Source organism: Kitasatospora sp. NPDC091207, assembly GCF_044768625.1.
Lineage (GTDB): Bacteria > Actinomycetota > Actinomycetes > Streptomycetales > Streptomycetaceae > Kitasatospora.
In genome coordinates this window covers 54,692-55,409 of sequence record NZ_JBIVVS010000040.1, presented here as the reverse complement: position 1 = coordinate 55,409, position 718 = coordinate 54,692, and the positions used below count along the sequence as shown (strand labels likewise).

The following is a 718-nucleotide window of genomic DNA, read 5'->3' as shown; positions in this document are numbered from 1 at the left end:
GCCCGGTTACATTCCGAACCCGGAAGCTAAGCCTCACAGCGCCGATGGTACTGCAGGGGGGACCCTGTGGGAGAGTAGGACGCCGCCGAACAATTATTCAAGGCCGCGGCCCCAGCGATTCGCTGGGGCCGCGGCCTTTTTGTTTTTACGAACGTTTGCACCGCCGGTACGACAAGGGACTTCCGCCCAGGCGCGGGGTGTCCGTCGATGCCGGACAATGGAGATGGTGCTCGGCCAGGAGGCCGGCATCGAACCGCGCGAGGGCAGTGGTGTCGCCCCCATCCGCGGTAGAGCTGAAGCAACAGAGGAGTCACCACAATGTCGAACCAGCCCCAGGACCGTCCCGAGCGTCGATCGGACGACGGCCGCGGCTACGAGCCCCGGTCTCGTGGGGGCTGGTCCAACGACCGGGGTCCGCGCCGCGATGATCGTGACGACCGTCCGCGTCGTGACGACCGCCCCTCCGGTGGCGGCTTCAACCGTGACGACCGTGGCCCGCGCCGCGACGACCGTCCCTCCGGTGGCGGCTTCAACCGCGACCGTCCGTCCGGCGGTGGTTTCAACCGTGACGACCGTGGCCCGCGTCGTGACGACCGTCCCTCCGGTGGCGGCTTCAACCGCGACCGTGACGACCGTGGCCCGCGTCGTGACGACCGTCCCTCCGGTGGCGGCTTCAACCGCGACCGTGACGACCGTGGCCCGCGTCGTGACGACCGTC

At 69.1% G+C, this 718-nt stretch carries 1 protein-coding gene and 1 rRNA gene; both read left to right on the top strand.

Features of this window, described 5'->3' with window-relative positions; all coding sequences use genetic code 11:
• A 5S ribosomal RNA gene (gene rrf, locus ACIQTO_RS36370) occupies positions 1–91 on the top strand; the annotation flags it as partial.
• 333 nt (positions 92–424) lie between these two features.
• A partial coding sequence (locus ACIQTO_RS36365; RefSeq protein WP_402397538.1) for a hypothetical protein occupies positions 425–718 on the top strand: 294 nt, incomplete at its 3' end.